General features: G+C 45.3%; 14 protein-coding genes. All 14 read left to right on the top strand.

Annotated elements, in window-relative coordinates:
* The first annotated feature begins 7 nt into the window (after positions 1 to 7).
* The 14 genes from hslV to rimP all read left to right on the top strand — a co-directional run bounded on the left by hslV (position 8) and on the right by rimP (position 17,314).
* The gene (gene hslV / locus EEX84_RS04080) at positions 8 to 556 is read left to right on the top strand and encodes an ATP-dependent protease subunit HslV (RefSeq protein ID WP_123164310.1); all 549 of its coding nucleotides are present in this window, start codon (positions 8 to 10) and stop codon (positions 554 to 556) included.
* Positions 553 to 1,950 carry an HslU--HslV peptidase ATPase subunit gene (hslU, locus tag EEX84_RS04075; protein WP_123164309.1) on the top strand — a complete coding sequence of 466 codons (1,398 nt, stop codon included), beginning with the start codon at positions 553 to 555 and terminating at the stop codon, positions 1,948 to 1,950. Before hslV ends, hslU begins: the two co-directional genes overlap by 4 nt.
* An 85-nt stretch (positions 1,951 to 2,035) precedes the next feature.
* Positions 2,036 to 2,815 carry a GTP-sensing pleiotropic transcriptional regulator CodY gene (gene codY / locus EEX84_RS04070; protein WP_123164308.1) on the top strand — a complete coding sequence of 260 codons (780 nt, stop codon included), beginning with the start codon at positions 2,036 to 2,038 and terminating at the stop codon, positions 2,813 to 2,815.
* 234 nt (positions 2,816 to 3,049) lie between these two features.
* Positions 3,050 to 3,766 (top strand): 30S ribosomal protein S2, encoded by a 717-nt coding sequence (rpsB, locus tag EEX84_RS04065; protein ID WP_123164307.1) that lies wholly within the window; start codon positions 3,050 to 3,052, stop codon positions 3,764 to 3,766.
* 87 nt (positions 3,767 to 3,853) lie between these two features.
* Positions 3,854 to 4,738: a translation elongation factor Ts gene (gene tsf / locus EEX84_RS04060; RefSeq protein WP_123164306.1), complete on the top strand. Its 885-nt coding sequence runs from the start codon at positions 3,854 to 3,856 to the stop codon at positions 4,736 to 4,738.
* 78 nt (positions 4,739 to 4,816) lie between these two features.
* Positions 4,817 to 5,542, top strand: coding sequence for a UMP kinase (pyrH, locus tag EEX84_RS04055; RefSeq protein WP_123164305.1), 726 nt, complete (start codon positions 4,817 to 4,819; stop codon positions 5,540 to 5,542).
* Positions 5,542 to 6,099 (top strand): ribosome recycling factor, encoded by a 558-nt coding sequence (gene frr / locus EEX84_RS04050; protein WP_123164304.1) that lies wholly within the window; start codon positions 5,542 to 5,544, stop codon positions 6,097 to 6,099. The genes pyrH and frr overlap by 1 nt, the downstream gene beginning before the upstream one ends.
* A gap of 153 nt (positions 6,100 to 6,252) precedes the next feature.
* Positions 6,253 to 7,044, top strand: a complete 792-nt coding sequence (locus EEX84_RS04045) for an isoprenyl transferase (protein ID WP_123164303.1) — start codon at positions 6,253 to 6,255, stop codon at positions 7,042 to 7,044.
* Complete coding sequence (locus EEX84_RS04040) at positions 7,041 to 7,832, top strand: phosphatidate cytidylyltransferase (protein ID WP_123164302.1); 792 nt, start codon at positions 7,041 to 7,043, stop codon at positions 7,830 to 7,832. The genes EEX84_RS04045 and EEX84_RS04040 overlap by 4 nt, the downstream gene beginning before the upstream one ends.
* 15 nt (positions 7,833 to 7,847) lie before the next feature.
* Positions 7,848 to 8,993 carry a 1-deoxy-D-xylulose-5-phosphate reductoisomerase gene (gene dxr / locus EEX84_RS04035; RefSeq protein WP_123164301.1) on the top strand — a complete coding sequence of 382 codons (1,146 nt, stop codon included), beginning with the start codon at positions 7,848 to 7,850 and terminating at the stop codon, positions 8,991 to 8,993.
* 42 nt (positions 8,994 to 9,035) lie between these two features.
* Positions 9,036 to 10,295: an RIP metalloprotease RseP gene (gene rseP / locus EEX84_RS04030; protein WP_123164300.1), complete on the top strand. Its 1,260-nt coding sequence runs from the start codon at positions 9,036 to 9,038 to the stop codon at positions 10,293 to 10,295.
* Between the two features lie 316 nt (positions 10,296 to 10,611).
* Positions 10,612 to 12,315 (top strand): proline--tRNA ligase, encoded by a 1,704-nt coding sequence (locus EEX84_RS04025; protein WP_123164299.1) that lies wholly within the window; start codon positions 10,612 to 10,614, stop codon positions 12,313 to 12,315.
* Between the two features lie 81 nt (positions 12,316 to 12,396).
* Positions 12,397 to 16,704 carry a PolC-type DNA polymerase III gene (locus tag EEX84_RS04020; protein ID WP_123164298.1) on the top strand — a complete coding sequence of 1,436 codons (4,308 nt, stop codon included), beginning with the start codon at positions 12,397 to 12,399 and terminating at the stop codon, positions 16,702 to 16,704.
* A gap of 124 nt (positions 16,705 to 16,828) precedes the next feature.
* The gene (gene rimP / locus EEX84_RS04015; RefSeq protein ID WP_123164297.1) at positions 16,829 to 17,314 is read left to right on the top strand and encodes a ribosome maturation factor RimP; all 486 of its coding nucleotides are present in this window, start codon (positions 16,829 to 16,831) and stop codon (positions 17,312 to 17,314) included.
* The last annotated feature ends 13 nt before the right edge of the window (positions 17,315 to 17,327 follow it).

Genomic DNA, 17,327 nt, shown 5'->3' with positions numbered 1-17,327 from the left:
TTTTACGATGCAGGAATTTCACGCAACCACTATATTCGCTGTTCAACATAACGGAGAATGCGCGATGTCAGGGGATGGCCAAGTCACATTCGGCAACGCAGTCGTGATGAAACATACAGCCAGGAAAGTACGAAAAATATTCAATGGCCAGGTATTGACTGGATTTGCCGGATCGGTGGCGGATGCCTTCACTCTTTTTGAAATGTTTGAGGGGAAATTGACCGAGTACAATGGAAATCTTCAGCGGGCAGCCGTCGAGCTGGCGAAGCAGTGGCGCGGTGACAAAATGCTGCGGCAGCTGGAAGCGATGTTGATCGTGATGAACAAAGACGAATTGCTGCTTGTTTCAGGAACAGGAGAAGTGATTGAGCCGGACGATGGTATACTGGCGATCGGTTCCGGCGGCAATTACGCATTGGCGGCAGGCCGTGCCCTGAAAAAATATGCAGGGGATAAATTGACTGCTTCAGAAATTGCCCAATCGGCTTTGGAAACGGCTGCTGACATCTGTGTCTATACCAATCATCAAATCATATTGGAGGAATTGCCAAAATGAGACCACAATCAGATTTAACGCCAAGACAGATTTCTGATCATTTGGATCGCTATATTATTGGTCAAAAAGAAGCGAAGCGCTCTATTGCCACTGCGTTGCGCAATCGATATCGCCGAAGCAAACTTGATGAAGAGCTGCGGGATGAAGTCATTCCGAAAAATATCTTGATGATCGGGCCGACGGGTGTCGGAAAAACGGAGATTGCCCGGCGCATTGCGAAATTAACGGGGGCTCCTTTTGTCAAAGTCGAAGCCACCAAATTCACGGAAGTCGGTTATGTTGGCCGTGACGTAGAATCGATGGTCCGTGATCTTGTGGAAGCAGCTGTCCGGATCGTCAGAGAAGAAAAATTCCAAGCGGTGGAGATACAGGCCGAAACGCTGGCGAATGAACGTATCGTGAAACTTCTTGTTCCGTCGCTGAAGAAAAAACAAAACAACCAGAATCCGCTGGAAATGTTGTTTGGCCAAAAAATGGAATCTGAAGAAGACGATGCGACTCCTGAAGTGGAAGTTCGTGTGAAAAGACGGGAAATCGCTGCCGATTTAAAGGCAGGCAAATTGGAAGATGAATGGGTAACCGTCGAAGTAGTAGAAAATGCCCCTTCGATGTTTGACGCGCTGCAAGGTTCGGGAATGGAACAAATGGGAGCCAATATGCAGGATGCACTATCTTCTCTTATGCCGAAGAAAAAGAAGAAGAGACGCCTCACAGTCAAGGAAGCACGAAAAATTCTGACTGCCGAGGAAGCAGCAAAGCTGGTGGACGACGAAGAAGTGGCAGCGCAGGCAATTGAGCGTTCCGAGCAGCATGGTATTATTTTTATCGATGAAATGGATAAAGTGGCAAGCAAAAACAGTTCCTCATCGGCGGACGTATCAAGGGAAGGGGTGCAACGTGACATATTGCCGATCGTGGAAGGGTCAACCGTATCGACAAAGTATGGAGCGGTGAAGACGGATTATATGTTATTTGTTGCAGCAGGCGCTTTCCACATGTCCAAGCCTTCTGACTTGATCCCTGAATTGCAGGGGCGTTTTCCGATCCGTGTCGAGTTGCAGAAACTGGAAGTTGAAGATTTTGTTAAAATTTTGACAGAAACCAGGCATTCATTGATTTATCAGTACAAAGCGCTTCTCGAAACAGAAGGAGTTGTGGTAAACTTCACTGATGCGTCAATTGTCAGACTGGCGGAAATCGCTTATGAAGTAAACCAGGAAACTGACAATATCGGAGCTCGTAGGTTGCATACGATTTTAGAGCGATTATTGGAAGACTTATCTTTTGAGGCATCCGAGATTTCTCCTGCACAAATTGACATTACCCCTCAATATGTGAACGAAAAACTCGAAAATGTGGCGAAAAACAAAGATTTGTCACAATTTATTCTCTAGATTGAGTGATATTAGTTCCAAAAAATATTAAAAACCTTTAGAATATTGAATAAATAAGGTAGTAAATTGTAGGAGGTTCATTTATATGAATTTATTAGGAAAAACAAGACGAATCAATTCCATGCTGCAGGCAGCAGCAGGTAAGCCGGTTAATTTTAAAGACATGGCTGCAACATTAAGCGAAGTTATCGAATGCAACGCGTTCGTAGTCAGCCGTAAAGGGAAAGTGCTCGGTTATGCGGTCAATCAGCAAATCGAAAACGAACGCATGAAAGGGATGTTGGAAGAGCGTCAATTCCCAATCGAATATACGCAAAACCTTTCCAATATAAACGAAACTTCAGTAAACCTGGATATCGACAGTGAACATACAATCTTCCCAGTGGAAGAAAAAGAACTGTTCAAAAATGGCTTGACCACCATCGTGCCTATCATCGGTGGCGGGGAGCGCCTGGGCACACTTCTTCTGGGACGAGTCAATGAAGAATTCAACGATGACGATTTAATCCTGGGCGAATACGGTGCAACGGTTGTCGGAATGGAGATCCTCCGTGAAAAAGGCGATCGCATCGAAGAAGAAGCGCGCAGCAAAGCGGTTGTTCAAATGGCGATTTCATCCCTGTCTTACAGTGAGCTGGAAGCGATCGAGCATATCTTTGAAGAGCTGGATGGCAATGAAGGATTACTTGTTGCATCAAAAATCGCTGACCGTGTCGGCATTACGCGTTCTGTTATCGTCAATGCGCTCCGCAAATTGGAAAGTGCAGGCGTAATTGAATCACGTTCGCTTGGGATGAAAGGGACATACATCAAAGTATTGAACACAAAATTCCTTACTGAACTTGAACAGCTGAAAATGAATTAAATAACTTAAAAAAGAAGCCGGGGTTTTTCCGGCTTCTTTTTTTTGCCTATATTCACTTCAATTTAGCTGTATATATTTAAGAGAAACTTCTTGCGGTACCGTCAATGACCGTGGTATAATTTCAAACGGTGTTAAATACACACGCATTTCGATCTGTTTTGCAGGTGCTTGAAAAAAGTAGCGATTCAGAGAAGAAAAATGCGGAGGAAAAAAACCTATTAGGAGGAAACACACATGTCAGTAATTTCTATGAAACAATTGCTTGAAGCTGGTGTACACTTTGGCCACCAGACTCGCCGTTGGAACCCGAAAATGAAAAAATATATTTTCGTTGAGCGTAACGGTATCTACATCATCGATCTTCAAAAAACAGTCCGCAAATTGGAGGAAGCATACAGCTTCATGAGACAAGTGGGCGAAGAAGGCGGTAAGGTATTATTCGTCGGAACGAAAAAACAAGCACAGGACGCAATCAAAGAAGAAGCAGAACGTTCTGGCAACTACTACATCAACCAACGCTGGTTGGGTGGAACACTTACAAACTTTGGTACAATCCAAAAGCGTGTAAACCGTTTGAAGCAAATCGAGCGTATGGAAGAAGATGGAACTTTTGAAGTTCTACCGAAAAAAGAAGTAGTGCAACTGAAAAAAGAACATGAACGCCTTGTTAAATTCCTTGGCGGAATTCGTGATATGAATGGTCTACCGGACGTAATGTTCGTAGTTGACCCTCGTAAAGAACGCATTGCAGTAGCAGAAGCAATGAAATTGAACATTCCGATCGTAGGTATCGTTGATACAAACTGTGACCCGGATGAAATCGATTATGTTATTCCTGCAAACGACGATGCAATCCGTGCGGTTAAACTACTAACTGGTAAAATGGCGGATGCTTTGCTTGAGTCAAAACCGGAAGAAGATGAAGAAGCTCCAGCTGAAGCTGCTGAGTAATTCACAGGCATTACAGGTGATAAGCGGCGAAACCCACTTATCACCTTTTTTTGAGAAATCAATGACATCCTAAGGAGGAATTTAATCATGGCAGTTACAGCTCAAATGGTAAAAGAATTGCGTGAAAAAACTGGTGCAGGTATGATGGACTGCAAAAAAGCTTTAGTGCAAACAGACGGAGATATGGAAGCGGCTTTGGATTTCCTGCGTGAAAAAGGACTTTCAAGCGCTTCTAAAAAAGCGGATCGCGTAGCAGCAGAAGGAACGACTTCTATTACAGTGCAAGGAAACGATGCTGTGATTTTCGAAGTGAATGCTGAAACTGACTTTGTTGCGAAAAACGAAGGTTTCCAAACGCTTGTCAGAGAACTGGGCGACCATTTGCTTTCTGTAAAGCCGGCAACAATTGAAGAGGCTAATGCGTCTACAATGTCGAACGGTTCTACTGTGGCAGACCACATTTCAAATGCAATTGCGAAAATCGGTGAGAAAATCACTTTGCGCCGTTTTGAACTTTTCACAAAATCAGACGATGATGCTTTCGGTCCTTACCTTCACATGGGCGGACGGATTGGTGTATTGGTTCAACTTGAGAATTCAACAGATGAGCAGGCTGCACGCGACATCGCGATGCATATCGCTGCATTGAACCCTCAATACATTTCACGTGACCAGGTTTCTGCTGAAGAAGTGGAACGTGAACGCAAAGTGTTGACAGAGCAGGCATTAAATGAAGGAAAACCAGAAAAAATCGTTGAAAAAATGGTTGAAGGCCGTCTTGGCAAATATTTCGAAGACATTTGCTTGCTTGATCAGGCGTTCGTTAAGAACTCTGACCAGAAAGTTCGTGATTTCGCAGCCTCAACTGGCGGATCAGTAAAACAATTTGTCCGTTATGAAGTTGGCGAAGGAATCGAAAAACGTGAAGATAACTTTGCTGATGAAGTTATGAGCCAAGTAAACAAAAAGTAAGCAGTACTATAGGATTTATCTTGGGGAACACAAGAATGTGTTCCCTATTTTTCAATAAAAGTGTAATGGAGGGTACCGATGAGTGTTCAGCAATATAATCGCATTGTACTAAAACTTAGTGGAGAGGCGATGGCAGGAGAAAAAGGATTCGGGTTGTCTCCTGAAATCATCAAATCTGTGGCTAACCAAGTGAAAGAAGTCGTTGACCTCGGAGTGGAAGTCGCAGTGGTCGTCGGTGGCGGCAATATTTGGAGAGGCAAGATCGGTTCTGAAATGGGAATGGACCGTGCAACGGCAGATTATATGGGCATGCTGGCAACTGTCATGAATTCATTGGCGTTGCAGGATTCCCTGGAAAAGCAAGGCGTTGAAACACGTGTACTTTCTTCTATTGAAATGCGCCAGGTTGCTGAGCCTTATATCCGTCGGAGAGCCATTCGCCATTTGGAGAAGAAACGGGTCGTCATTTTTGCAGCAGGAACAGGTAATCCATACTTCTCTACTGACACAACAGCGGCACTTCGCGCAGCAGAAATTGAAGCAGACGTCATTCTGATGGCTAAAAACAATGTGGACGGTGTTTACTCAGCCGATCCGAAAACCGATTCAGCAGCTATCAAATATGAAGAGTTGTCTTACTTCGAGGTGATCCAGCAAGGATTGCAAGTGATGGATTCAACTGCTTCTACACTTTGTATGGACAATGACATCCCACTCGTAGTATTCTCAATAATGGAAAATGGAAATATAAAACGAGCTGTACTCGGTGACAAAATCGGGACAGTAGTGAGGAGAACTTTATAATGCCGAAAACTGTAATCAACGAAGCAAAGAAAAAAATGGATAATGCAATTCAAGCTTTTTCACGTGATCTTTCTTCCATCCGGGCAGGGCGTGCCAATTCTGCCATCTTGGATAAATTGACAGTCGACTATTATGGAGCACCTACACCGATCAACCAGGTTGCTGGAGTCTCAGTACCGGAAGCCCGTTTGATTGTCATCCAGCCTTACGATAAAACGGTTCTGGGAGATATTGAAAAAGCCATTTTGAAATCGGATTTGGGCTTAAGTCCTTCCAATGATGGCTCGGTGATTCGTCTTGCGATTCCTGCGCTTACAGAAGAGCGTCGAAAAGAGCTGGTGAAGCAAGTGAAACGGGAAGCGGAAGAAGCGAAAGTCGTTATTCGCAACATCCGTCGCGATGCGAACGATGATTTGAAAAAACTTCAAAAAAACAGCGAAATTACAGAGGATGACCAACGCGGTTATTCGGATGATATTCAAAAAATGACTGACAGCAATATCTCGAAAATTGATGATATCGCTAAAGACAAAGAAAAAGAAATTATGGAAGTATAAAAAGAACTTCTTTGGCAGTAAAGCGTCCTGTACAGCAGGACGCTTTTTCATGCGGAAAAAATGGCAGCCAACATGAAAATAGGCGCACAATGCTATTTTTTTTGATATGATAAGCAATAGACATGCCGATTTGTAATATGTGGAGGATTAATTATGCTCAATAAATTGTTAAGACGTACACCCTATACGATTCCGCAGGATGAAGATCGTTTGATTTCCATATTAAAAGAGGAAGTTCCGGGACATATCGCCATTATTATGGATGGTAACGGCAGGTGGGCGAAAAAGAGGTCCCTTCCGCGTGTGGCAGGACACCATGAAGGAATGAAAACGGTTCGGAAAATTACAAAGTTAGCCAACCATCTCGGGGTGGATACATTAACGTTATACGCATTTTCGACAGAGAATTGGAAACGGCCCAAGATGGAAGTGGATTTCCTGATGCGCCTCCCCGAAGAGTTTTTGTCCACATTCCTGCCTGAATTGGTGGAAGAAAATGTGCGTGTCGAAATGATGGGATATCATCATAATTTGCCTGCTCACACGCTGACAGCGATAAAGCGTGCGAAAGAGGCAACCAAAAACAACACCGGACTGGTTTTGAATTTTGCATTGAACTATGGCAGTCGGGCAGAGATTGTGGATGCTGTGAAGAACATTGCAGCACAGATTGAAGCCGGAACGCTGGATGTTTCAGATATAAGTGAAGAGCATATTTCAGAAGGACTCATGACCAGTAAGCTGCCTGAACCGGACTTGTTGATCCGGACCAGTGGCGAAGTCCGTCTGAGCAATTTTATGTTGTGGCAGTTGGCTTATACAGAACTGTGGTTTACCGAAACTTTATGGCCTGACTTCAGCGAGGAATCACTGCTTGAGGCGATCGAGAGTTACCAAAAACGGAATCGCCGATATGGAGGGCTGAAAGGAGAAGAAGCAAATTGAAGCAACGAATAGTCACCGGAATAATTGCAGCAGCTCTTTTCATCCCTTTTCTTATCATCGGAGGCATTCCGTTCACTTTGCTCATGTACGTTCTCGCTACAATTGGTTTTCAAGAGTTATTAAAGATGAAAGGGCGCAATCTGTGGAGCCTGCCAGGGCTTATTTCACTGATGGCCCTTTATGCTTTTATGCTGCCTAATAAATGGTCCGATCTGCTTTTTGAGTGGACGGGCTATGTGAAAGTGGAGTTTGCTTTTTTAGCAGTCATTCTGCTTTTAATACATACTGTAGTGGTGAAAAACAGTTTTACCTTTGATGATGCAGCATTCGCCATTTTAAGCACACTCTATATCGGGATGGGTTTCTTTTATTTAATCGAAACGAGAGAAGTACACCTGGCTTTTTTGGTGTATGCCTTCCTGGTGGTCTGGTTCACGGATTCAGGTGCTTATTTTACCGGCCGAAAAATCGGCAAACGGAAGTTATGGCCTGAGATTTCCCCCAAAAAAACGGTGGAAGGGTTTGTGGGCGGCATTATATGGGCAATCGGGATCGCTTTGCTCTTCGATTACTTTATCGACCTGAATAAGCCTGTCCTACTCTTGATCGGTGTCACAATTGTGGCTTCCATATTCGGCCAAATGGGCGATTTGGTGGAGTCTGCTTTAAAACGGCATTTTAATGTGAAAGATTCTGGAACGATTTTGCCCGGCCATGGTGGCATTCTCGACCGTTTCGACAGCATCCTTTTTGTAATGCCCTTGCTGCATTTTTTACATTTTATCTAGAAAGGAAGCTTTTGAATGACGAAAAAAATCATTTTGCTGGGTGCAACCGGTTCTATTGGGGTACAGACAGCTGATATAATACGACAACACGCAGAACAATTTACATTGATCGGTTTTTCGGCCGGTAAAAACATGGAAGTCACACGGCAGCTGATCAACGAATTTTCCCCTGAAATCGTGTGTATCCAAAACACCGAAGATGCCAATGAGCTGAACAGGGAATTTCCGCGTGTTTCTTTTGTTTCCGGTCCACAGGGCCTGATCGACACGGCTACATACGAAGCTGACGTGCTGGTCAATGCTGTGATCGGCAGTGTAGGGCTGGAGCCGACACTGGAAGCGATTAAATTAGGGCGGACGATAGCCATTGCCAATAAGGAAACCCTGGTGACTGCAGGACATCTGGTGATGGGCAGTGCCAAACAATACGGCGCTGACATTTTGCCGGTCGACAGTGAGCACTCGGCTTTGTTTCAGGCTTTGAACGGAGAAAAAAGGGAGCAGGCGAGCCGTCTGATTTTAACGGCATCCGGCGGAAGCTTCAGGGACTTGAGCCGACAGGAATTGAAAAATGTAACCGTTCAGGATGCCTTAAACCATCCCAATTGGTCGATGGGATCGAAAATCACCATCGATTCCGCTACAATGGTCAACAAAGGGCTGGAAGTGATTGAAGCCCATGTGTTATTTGATTTTGACTACAATAACATTGATGTATTGCTTCACAGAGAAAGCATTATTCATTCGATGGTTGAGTTCCGGGACACCAGTGTGATGGCACAGCTTGGAACTCCGGATATGCGTGTGCCGATTCAATATGCACTATCTTATCCCGACCGTTTGCCCCGCCCGGATGCCAGTCGCCTGAATCTGGCGGAAATCGGAAAGCTCCACTTTCAGGAAATGGATTATAATCGTTTCCACGCTCTTCAATTGGCTTTTGATGCAGGCAGAGCTGGCGGGACGATGACAACAGTGCTGAATGCCGCGAATGAGCAAGCTGTCGCCATGTTTTTAAATGAAGAAATTAATTTCCTGCAGATTGAAGAGTTGATCGAAAGGGAAATGGATCGACATCAAGTAATTTCAAGTCCTGATTTGGAAACCATCCTACACCTTGATTCTGAAACAAGAAAATCCGTTAAAAACATGCTAAAATAGCTAAAGGCTAATAACGAATAAGGTTTATAAGGATGGGTTGAAATGGAAACAGTTTTAGCGTTTATCATAATCTTCGGTGCATTGGTATTTTTTCACGAATTAGGCCATTTCATCTTCGCTAAACGTGCCGGCATTTTAGTCCGTGAGTTTGCTATCGGGATGGGGCCCAAAATACTGGGCATCACCAGAGGCGAAACGGTCTATACTGTACGTTTGCTGCCCATCGGTGGATATGTCCGTATGGCTGGAGAGGATTTGGACACCATTCAGCTTCAGGCAGGGCATCGGATTGGTGTTTTACTCGACAAAGAGGGACTCGCTGAGAAAGTCATTCTGAACCAAAAAGCGATGTACCCTGATATTCTGCTGTTGGAAGTGGAAGAAGCGGATTTGGAAAAAGAGCTTTACATTAAAGGGTACGATGAAGACGATAAGTTTGTGCGTATCAATGTATCGAGAGATGCGATTATTGAGGAAAACGGAAAAGAGACGATTTTGGCGCCCTATGACCGCCAGTTCGACTCAAAAAGTGTCGGACATCGCTTTTTGACCATTTTTGCCGGTCCTTTGTTCAATTTTGTTCTGGCTTTTTTCATATTTGTGGCTCTCGGATTGATGCAGGGTATTCCGACCAACGAACCAGTGATCACAGAAGTGACGGAAGACAGTCCGGCGGAAAGTGCCGGCATGGAAGACGGCGATCTGGTTACGGAAATCGAAGGGGAGCCGATTCAATCGTGGGATGAATTGGTGGAAGCGGTTCAGGACAACGCAGGTAACCCGCTGGCCTTTGAAGTGGAGCGGGGAGGCGAAACCCTGGAGTTTTCCATCACCCCTGAAATATCCGAAGAATCTCCGGAAGAAGTCGGAGTAATCGGCGTTCTTTATCAAAGCCCGTTGGAGAAAGACGTACTGGGTTCTTTTGTTTATGGAGCAGAGCAGACCGTATTCTGGTTCAAGGAAATTCTTCGACTGCTCGGTATGCTGGTAACAGGTCAGTTCACCATTGACGCTTTGTCAGGACCTGTTGGGATTTACAAAACAACTGAAGAAGTGGCGAAATATGGTATCTATACGTTAATGAGCTGGGGAGCCATGCTCAGCATTAACCTGGGGATTATGAACCTGCTTCCGTTGCCTGCACTGGACGGCGGCAGACTGATGTTCTTTATCGTTGAGGCAATCAGAGGAAAACCCGTCGACCGTCAAAAAGAAGGCATGGTCCATTTTGTCGGCATCATGCTCTTGATGCTTTTGATGATTGTCGTCACGTGGAATGATATACAACGGTTCTTTTTCTAACCGGATTAAGTTGAACTGATTACTTTCACTTTTCTATAGTTCACTAAACAGCTGCGGCAGGACGTCGCATTGTTAATTGTCACGGGCTTGAGTAAATTTCGACACTTATTAATGGGTGAACTATTTAATACCGGCGCGCCCACTGAATAGGCGAATCCAAAGAGGTGACCAAAATCTTTGGTCACCTCCTTGGCGACGAGCTGGTCCATGAGCAATCGTCTTTGCTATGCTCAAAGCGGCTTAAGTGGTATGAAGAGTTGATTTAGTTCAATATATACAATTAAAAATTTTATAGTCAGTTGAGGTGCATTGTGGAATGAAACAAACAGCAACATTTATCCCGACTTTGCGGGAAACACCAGCTGATGCGGAAGTCAGATCGCATCAATTATTACTACGGGCCGGATTTATCCGCCAGAATACGAGTGGTATTTATTCATTCTTGCCCCTCGGCAAACGGGTTCTTCAAAAAGTGGAAACGATCATCCGTCAAGAAATGGAAGCAGCCAATAGCATGGAAGTGTTTTTGCCGGCGTTGCAGCAGGCTGAATTATGGCAGGAAACCGGCCGCTGGTATTCATACGGTGATGAGCTGATGCGGTTGAAAGACCGGAATGATCGCGAATTCGCGCTGGGTGCGACTCACGAAGAAGTGATCACCAGCTTATTGCGTGATGAGATCAAGTCCTATAAAAAGCTGCCATTGAGCTTGTTTCAAATTCAGTCAAAGTTCAGAGACGAAAAGCGACCGCGCTTTGGTTTGTTGCGTGGCCGTGAATTTTTGATGAAAGATGCCTATTCGTTCCATGCGTCTACTGAAAGCCTGGATGAAGCTTATATGGATATGATGAAGGCGTATACGAATATCTTTACACGGCTCGGCTTGAATTTCCGGGCGGTAATCGCGGATTCCGGAGCAATCGGCGGGAAAGACAACCACGAATTCATGGTGTTGTCTGAAATCGGTGAAGATACGATTGCGTATTCAGACAGTTCGCCTTATGCCGCCAATATCGAGATGGCTGAAGTGAATGTGACATACAATGAGACACAGGACACTCCAAAAGAGATGGAGAAGAAAGAAACGCCTGATCAAAAAACGATTAGTCAGGTTGCCGAATTTTTGGGCACTTCTCCCGATCAGTGCATCAAGACGCTGGTTTTCAAAGCGGATGACGAATTCGTCGTGGTGCTGGCCAGAGGCGATCACGACATCAATGACGTAAAAGTCAAGCATGTGGCGAACGCAACACTGATTGACCTGGCAACACCGGAAGAAGTAAAAGAGCTGTTGGGCTGTGAAATCGGTTCAATCGGTCCGGTGAATTTGCCGGATTCAGTGCGTCTTTTTGCAGACCATGCAGTGAAAACCATCGTCAACGGAGTAGCAGGAGCCAACGAAGACGGCGTCCATTACATCAATGTGACTCCAGAACAGGATTTTCCGGTGGAATCTTATGCCGATCTCCGTTTTATCCAAGAAGGAGATCCTTCTCCGGACGGCAAAGGGACCATCAAATTCGCCAAAGGAATTGAAGTCGGCCATATCTTCAAACTCGGCACCACATACAGCGAGCCGATGAATGCCACTTTCCTGAATGATCAAGGAAAAGCGATGCCGTATATCATGGGTTGTTACGGAATTGGTGTATCCCGCGTCATGGCGGCAGTTGCAGAACAGTTCCAGGACGACAGTGGATTTACATGGCCAAATGTCATTGCACCTTATGAAGTGCATATTGTACCTGTAAACGTAAAAGACGATGTCCAGCGTGAAATGGGCGAAGAACTCTATACATTGTTAAAGTCGAAAGGGTACGAAGTGCTGCTTGATGACCGTAAAGAGCGTGCCGGTGTGAAATTTGCTGATGCAGATTTGATCGGTTTGCCGATCCGCATCACTGTTGGCAAGAAAGCGGCAGAAGGTGTATTGGAAGTGAAAATTCGCCAAACTGGTGAAACGTTCGAATGGCAACAGGAAGAAATAATCGATCGTTTAGAGGAATTCTTTAATAAATGATCCGGAAATCTGATAGTATGGGAGGAAAGTACACAGGTACTTTCCTTTCTTTTTCCTAAAAACACAACGAAGGGGATAATTATGACAAACCAGCAAGATTCAAAGATGCGTTTCAAGCTTCTTTTGCAGCATCTCGACTTAACGGATGATGTACATATGCCCTTTTTTGAAGAGGCAGAACTGACACGGATGACAGTCCATAAAAAAGAGCGGACATGGCGTTTTAATGTAAAAACCCAACAGATATTGCCGTTGAAGTTATATCTTTTATTCAGAGAACGGCTTCATACCACATTTTCTGCCATCGCCACTGTGCATCTGAATATCGAGGCAGCAGAGGCAGCAGCTAACGGCGAAACAGTGCTGGAATACTGGCGATACGCAGTAGAGGAATTGTCCGACATGGCACCGCCGTTGAGAGAGCGTTTGTTGTCCCAGACCCCTGACTGGAATGGCAATAAACTAGTTGTGAAATGCATTCATGACCATGAAATGATGGCCTTAAAATCAAAATACAGCAGTAAGCTGGCTGAAGTATATCAATTGTTCGGCTTTCCGCCATTAGCCGTCGATTTCCAGCTTTCCGAAGAAAATCAGGAAGCTGCCCATCAGGCGTTCATGGAAGAACGGCGAGCTGAAGAGGAAGCATTGGCCCAAAGGGCTTTGGATGATATGAAGAAAAGGGAAACTGACCGCAAAGAAAACGGCGTCCCGGCCGGACCGTTCCAAATGGGAATTGCCATCAAGCCGGATGAAAAAATCACGGAAATCCAATCGATTGTGGATGAAGAGCGGCGAGTCACAATTGAAGGGTTTGTTTTTGACGCGGAAGTCCGCGAACTGAGAAGCGGACGCTCACTGTTGACGGTGAAAATCACCGATTACACGGACTCGATTTTAGTGAAAATGTTTTCCCGTGACAAAGAAGACGCTGAACTGATGGCGAATGCCAAAAAAGGGATGTGGTTGAAAGCACGCGGCTCGATCCAGACTGATACTTTTGTTCGGGATCTCGTCATGATGGCGCAGGATATGGTGGAAATCAATCCTCAATTGCGTCAGGATACGGCAAAGGAAAAGCGTGTGGAACTTCATCTTCACACACCGATGAGCCAAATGGACGCCGTTTCATCTGTGGACGCATTAGTTGGCCAAGCGGCAAAATGGGGTCATCCCGCCATTGCCATTACCGACCATGCCGGAGTCCAGTCTTTTCCGGATGCCTATGCAGCCAGTAAAAAGCATGGCATCAAGGCGATTTTCGGCCTGGAAGCCAACCTGGTGGATGATGGTGTTCCGATCGCTTACGAAGAGCGTCATGCTTTATTGGAAGAAGAAACGTACGTAGTCTTCGATTTGGAGACGACTGGGTTGTCTGCTGTCTATGATACGATTATCGAATTGGCAGCCGTTAAAATCAAAGGTGGCCAAATCATTGATAAATTTGAAAGCTTCGCCAATCCTCATCATCCACTGTCGTCCACGACAATTGATTTGACAGGCATCACAGACGACATGGTACGGGATGCACCGGAAGTGGAAGAAGTAATCAGAGATTATCAGGAATGGGCGGGAGACCATATCATGGTTGCCCATAATGCCTCGTTCGATATGGGCTTTCTTTACGTGGCCTATAAAAAATTCGGTATCCAAATGAAGCATGCCACCATCGATACGCTCGAGTTGGCTCGTATGCTGCATCCCGAATTGAAAAATCATCGCCTGAATACATTGGCTAAAAAGTTTAACATTGAATTGACGCAGCATCACCGAGCAATCTACGATACGGAAGCGACTGCTTATTTACTGGTCCATTTGCTGAAAGAAGCGGATCAAAAAGGGATAAAATACCATGATCAACTGAACGATTACGTAGGAAGCGGCGATGCTTATAAAAGGGCGCGTCCGACCCATTGTACGTTACTGGCACAGAACGATGAAGGTTTAAAGAATTTGTTTAAACTGGTTTCCGCGTCACATATTGATTACTTTTACAGGGTTCCACGCATTCCGCGCTCCCTGCTTCAGCGTCACCGAAAAGGCTTGTTGGTTGGCTCGGGATGTGACAAAGGGGAAGTTTTCGAAGCCGTCATGCAAAAATCGATGGAAGAAGTGGAACAGACTGCACAGTTCTATGATTATCTGGAAGTCCATCCAAAAGAAGTCTATTCCCATTTAATCGAGCGCGAGCTGGTGCGGGATGAATGGAATTTGGAAGACATCATCCGCAAATTGGTGAAGGTCAGCCGTAAATTGGAACTTCCGCTTGTGGCCACAGGAAACGTACATTATCTGGATGAAAACGACGCGATTTTTCGTCAGGTGCTGATCGGTTCACAAGGCGGAGCCAATCCGTTGAACCGTCACAAATTACCGAAAGTGCATTTCCGGACGACAACTGAAATGCTGGAAGCGTTCGAATTTCTTGGCGAAGAAACGGCCCACGAGATCGTGGTTCAAAATTCGCTGAAAATCTCAGATATGATCGAAGTAGTTAAGCCGATCAAAGATGATTTGTATACACCGAAAATCGAAGGCGCCGATGAAGAAGTCCGTCAGTTAAGTTACAGCATGGCAGAATCCATTTATGGTTCTCCTCTTCCGGACATCGTAGAAGCGCGGATTGAGAAAGAATTGAAATCGATCATTGGACACGGGTTTGCGGTTATTTATTTGATTTCCCACAAACTGGTTAAAAAATCACTGGACGATGGATATCTGGTCGGTTCCAGGGGGTCGGTCGGCTCTTCTCTCGTTGCCACATTGACGGAGATTACCGAAGTCAACCCGCTGCCGCCCCATTACATTTGCAGAAGCTGTAAGAAATCGGAGTTCTTTGATGACGGCTCGGTCGGGTCCGGTTTTGACCTGGAGGACAAAAATTGTCCTGACTGTAATATCCCTTATCGAAAAGAAGGACAGGACATTCCGTTTGAGACATTCCTTGGATTCAAAGGTGATAAAGTTCCGGATATCGATTTGAACTTCAGTGGGGAATACCAGCCGGTGGCACATAATTACACCAAGGAACTGTTCGGGGAAGACAATGTGTTCCGTGCCGGAACCATTGGTACTGTTGCAGAAAAAACCGCTTATGGCTATGTCCGTGGCTATGCCAACGATCGGGACATGACAATCCGCGGAGCGGAAATCGACCGTCTTGTCCAAGGGTGTACGGGTGTTAAGCGAAGCACGGGCCAACACCCGGGCGGAATTATCGTTGTTCCGGACTATATGGACATTTATGATTTCTCACCTATCCAGTTTCCGGCGGACGCCCAGGATTCAGAATGGAAAACCACACACTTTGACTTCCATTCCATCCATGACAATCTGTTGAAGCTTGATATTCTCGGGCACGATGATCCGACAGTGATCCGCATGCTGCAGGATTTATCAGGAATTGATCCGAAAACGATTCCGACAGACGATCCGGAAGTTATGAAGATTTTCTCCGGTCCGGAATCCCTTGGTGTGACAGAACAGCAGATCGGCTGCAAAACAGGAACGCTCGGCATTCCTGAGTTTGGCACCCGTTTCGTCCGTCAGATGCTGGAAGAAACCAAACCGACCACGTTCTCTGAACTGGTTCAGATCTCCGGTTTGTCCCACGGTACCGATGTCTGGCTGAGCAATGCCCAGGAGCTAATCAAAAATGGCACCTGTCAGTTGTCGGACGTCATTGGCTGCCGTGATGACATCATGGTCTACCTGATTTATCAGGGATTGGAATCTTCTTTGGCGTTTAAGATCATGGAAGCGGTACGGAAAGGGAAAGGCCTGACACCGGAATTTGAAGCGGCGATGAAAGAGCAGGGCGTGCCGAATTGGTACATTGAATCTTGTAAAAAGATCAAATATATGTTCCCGAAAGCGCACGCTGCTGCCTATGTATTGATGGCTGTCCGCATTGCCTATTTCAAAGTGCATTTTCCGGTCCTTTATTACGCGGCCTATTTCACCGTCCGTGCAGAAGATTTTGATGTCAACGCAATGGCGAAAGGGTCACAATCAATTCGCGCCAAAGTGGATGAAATCAATGCAAAAGGACTGGAGGCATCGACCAAAGAGAAAAACTTATTGACGGTCATGGAGCTGGCACTGGAAATGTGCGAACGTGGGTATTCGTTCCAGAAAGTCGATTTGTATAAGTCGGAAGCGGATGAATTTATTATCGAAGGCAATACATTGATCCCTCCATTTAATGCAATCCCCGGCCTCGGGACTAACGCCGCCAAGTCGATTGTGGCAGCGCGGGCGGAAGGCGACTTCTTGTCGAAAGAAGACCTGCAGCAGCGTGGCCGTGTTTCGAAAACCATTATCGAATACATGGAAGACCATGGTTGCCTCGAGGGCATGCCGGACGCCAACCAGCTGTCACTGTTCTAGTCAGTTGCATGAAACAGGGGCGTATGGTATTATTGTAGTAACATTTACTGATAGCTCTGTCGCAGAAGAGTGGGTTCTCCCGCTCTTTTCTGTTGTTATGGCAAAATTTGGCGGGAGGCAATGTATGAGCAAAATTACAGATAAAGTGGAAGAAATCGCACAACCTATTATTGATGAATTGAATCTGGAACTCGTGGATATAGAGTTTGTCAAAGAAGGGCGCAGCTGGTTCCTGCGTGTTTATGTGGATAATCCGGAAGCGCCGATTGATATTGAACAATGTGCACTGGTCAGTGAAAGACTCAGTGAGATTTTGGATGAAATCGATCCAATCGAGCAAAATTACTTCCTGGAAGTATCTTCACCAGGAGCAGAACGGCCATTGAAGAAAGAAAAAGATTACGCGGATGCTGTGGGCAAATTCATTTACATCAAGACCTATGAACCAATCGAGGACGCAAAGGAATTCGAAGGTTACTTGAAATCGTATAATGAAGAACAAGTTGAAATTGAAATCAAAATCAAAACACGCAGAAAAACAATCGTCATACCACGGCAAAAAATAGCTGTTATCCGTCTTGCCATTGATTTTTCTGTAAAACCTGATTGAAGAACCTGGGAGT

It is taken from the genome of Planococcus salinus, from assembly GCF_003719725.1.
Lineage (GTDB): Bacteria > Bacillota > Bacilli > Bacillales_A > Planococcaceae > Planococcus > Planococcus salinus.
Note: the sequence above shows the minus strand (reverse complement) of the source record. Positions and strands in the feature narration are given on the sequence as shown.

What these genes read in the sequence shown, in the direction of transcription:
- rpsB (WP_123164307.1), top strand. Translation starts at nt 3,050, where the DNA reads ATGTCAGTAATTTCTATGAAACAATTGCTTGAAGCTGGTGTACACTTT.
- EEX84_RS04045 (WP_123164303.1), top strand. Translation starts at nt 6,253, where the DNA reads ATGCTCAATAAATTGTTAAGACGTACACCCTATACGATTCCGCAGGAT.
- tsf (WP_123164306.1), top strand. Translation starts at nt 3,854, where the DNA reads ATGGCAGTTACAGCTCAAATGGTAAAAGAATTGCGTGAAAAAACTGGT.
- hslV (WP_123164310.1), top strand. Translation starts at nt 8, where the DNA reads ATGCAGGAATTTCACGCAACCACTATATTCGCTGTTCAACATAACGGA.
- EEX84_RS04020 (WP_123164298.1), top strand. Translation starts at nt 12,397, where the DNA reads ATGACAAACCAGCAAGATTCAAAGATGCGTTTCAAGCTTCTTTTGCAG.
- dxr (WP_123164301.1), top strand. Translation starts at nt 7,848, where the DNA reads ATGACGAAAAAAATCATTTTGCTGGGTGCAACCGGTTCTATTGGGGTA.
- rimP (WP_123164297.1), top strand. Translation starts at nt 16,829, where the DNA reads ATGAGCAAAATTACAGATAAAGTGGAAGAAATCGCACAACCTATTATT.
- EEX84_RS04025 (WP_123164299.1), top strand. Translation starts at nt 10,612, where the DNA reads ATGAAACAAACAGCAACATTTATCCCGACTTTGCGGGAAACACCAGCT.
- pyrH (WP_123164305.1), top strand. Translation starts at nt 4,817, where the DNA reads ATGAGTGTTCAGCAATATAATCGCATTGTACTAAAACTTAGTGGAGAG.
- frr (WP_123164304.1), top strand. Translation starts at nt 5,542, where the DNA reads ATGCCGAAAACTGTAATCAACGAAGCAAAGAAAAAAATGGATAATGCA.
- codY (WP_123164308.1), top strand. Translation starts at nt 2,036, where the DNA reads ATGAATTTATTAGGAAAAACAAGACGAATCAATTCCATGCTGCAGGCA.
- rseP (WP_123164300.1), top strand. Translation starts at nt 9,036, where the DNA reads ATGGAAACAGTTTTAGCGTTTATCATAATCTTCGGTGCATTGGTATTT.
- hslU (WP_123164309.1), top strand. Translation starts at nt 553, where the DNA reads ATGAGACCACAATCAGATTTAACGCCAAGACAGATTTCTGATCATTTG.